This window comes from Nocardia sp. NPDC059764, from assembly GCF_042732555.1.
In the GTDB taxonomy this organism is placed as follows: Bacteria; Actinomycetota; Actinomycetes; order Mycobacteriales; family Mycobacteriaceae; genus Nocardia.
Genome location: NZ_JBHWHH010000349.1, coordinates 1 through 1,957, shown reverse-complemented (window position 1 = coordinate 1,957; position 1,957 = coordinate 1). Strand labels below are relative to the sequence as shown.

General features: G+C 70.7%; 2 protein-coding genes. One reads left to right on the top strand and one right to left on the bottom strand.

Features of this window, described 5'->3' with window-relative positions; all coding sequences use genetic code 11:
• Positions 1-30 precede the first annotated feature (30 nt).
• Complete coding sequence (locus tag ACFV4K_RS35595; RefSeq protein WP_379280683.1) at positions 31-600, bottom strand: NADPH-dependent FMN reductase; 570 nt, start codon at positions 598-600, stop codon at positions 31-33.
• A 223-nt stretch (positions 601-823) separates the two neighbouring features.
• Here ACFV4K_RS35595 and ACFV4K_RS35590 point away from each other — a divergent pair.
• On the top strand, positions 824-1,957 hold a 1,134-nt coding region (locus ACFV4K_RS35590), incomplete at its 3' end, for a lipase family protein (protein WP_379280682.1).

Below are 1,957 nucleotides of genomic sequence, written 5' to 3'. Positions count from 1 at the left end.
GTGGTGTGCCCCTCGGCGTGTCCGGGGTGTTCAGGTGTCGAGGCGGACCGTGGTCGCGGACTCGTCGGGGCGGGCGGCGTGTTCGGCCAGGGCGCGGGCGGCGGCATTCAGGCGGGCGCGGGCCTCGGTGTCGGTGACCGATCCGTCCGGTCCGACGGCGCTCTGCAGAACCGTGATTCGGCCGCAGGCCGCCTCGACCAGTTCGGCCCCCACATAGCCGAGCACCGTGCGCAGCGTCGCCACCGCCGCCTCGCCGCGGCCCTCGTAGGCGACGTTCACATAGGCGACCGGCTTGTCGCTGAGATCGGCATTGCCGACCGTCCACTCCAGCAGGTTCTTCAGGCTGCCGGGGATCATGCCCGCGTATTCGGGGGTGCAGAACAGCACCGCGTCGACCTCGGCGAGCTGCCGGTGCAGGGCCTCGACCACGGGCGGTTCGGGATCGGCGCCGGGCACGAAGGCGGGCAGGTCGAGCAGGCCCCCGTACCGGACAGCCACGAAATCGGATCCGGCGTCGGCCGCTATGGTGCGCAGCGCGGCGGTATTGGTCGAGGCCTCACGGGTGCTGCCGGAGACCAGCAGGATGCGTGGAATGGTCACGGCTTCGGCAACCCGCGGCGGGGCGGGAGTATTTCGGGTGATCTGGACGGTTGTCTCATATGCGCCGTCCCACCGACTGGGAGTTGTTGTGACAACAGGTGTCGTCATCTCGCATAGTGGGTATGGTTTCGATCAGCCGGACTGTCCGGGACAGCTGATGCCCCTTGGATCCGGTTGCGCGACAACTGCATAACGCGAGTTAGTGCGAGAAGGGCAGGCAACGATGACTGCGAACGCCAACCGCTTCGATGAGGCGGCGGTCGGTGCGTTCGGACCCGGCAGACTGCTGGGCGCCGAACCGATGACGGCGAGACTGCTGCCCGGACTGAAACTGCCCGCGCGCGCCTGGCGCATCAGCTACACCTCGACCACCGCCATCGGAGCTCCGACGCAGGTCAGCGGCACCGTCCTGGTTCCGAACACGCCGTGGCGCGGTCCCGGCCCCCGCCCGCTCGTCGGCTACGCGGTCGGCACCCAAGGTCTGGCGAGCACGGTCGCCGCCGCCTCCTGGCAGCTGCGCTTCGGCGTCGAATACGAGTCGGTCTTCCTGCGTGTCGCCTTGAATCGCGGCTGGGCCCTGGCCGTCACCGACTATCCCGGACTCGGCAATCCCGGCCTGCACCCGTACGTCATGGGCCGCGCCCTCGGCCCGGCTGTCCTGGACAGTATTCGCGCCGCGCGGCACGTGACCGGAGCGGACCTGGATCCCGACGGTCCGGTCGGTATCTACGGTTACTCCGAGGGCGGCAATGCTGCGGGCTGGGCCCTGCAGCTGGCGCCCACCTACGCCCCCGAGCTGCGGGTCGCGGGCGGCGCGGTCGGCTCGGCCCCCGCCGACATGCTCGACATGGTGAGGTTCCTGGACGGCACGCCCGCGGCGTTCCTCCTCTTCTACGGTGTCCTCGGCATCGAGGCCGCCTACCCGGAACTGAATGTCCTGCGGCACCTCAACACCCAGGGCCGCGCCCTGGCCACGCTGTTCCGCCGCACCCACATCGCCGCCGCCGGTCTGCTCGGTGTCGGCGCGGGCCTGCTGGTCCCGACCCGCGTCTCCACCTACTGCCACCGCCTGCCCTTCGAGGTGCCCGAGGTGAAGGCCCGGCTGCTGGAGAACCGGCTCGGCGGAATCGTGCCCACCGCACCGGTGCTGGTCGCGGGCGGCACCGCCGAGCAGGTCATCCCGTATCCGCAGGCGATGCGGCTGGCGGAGGACTGGACCGCCCTCGGCGCGGACGTCACCATGCGAACCCTGAAGGGCCGCGAGCACATCGGCGGCGCGATGGCCTTCGCCGGACCGGCCATGCGCTTCCTGTCCGAGCGGCTCGCCGAAGACGCCGCCGCACCCGCGCTGCAACTG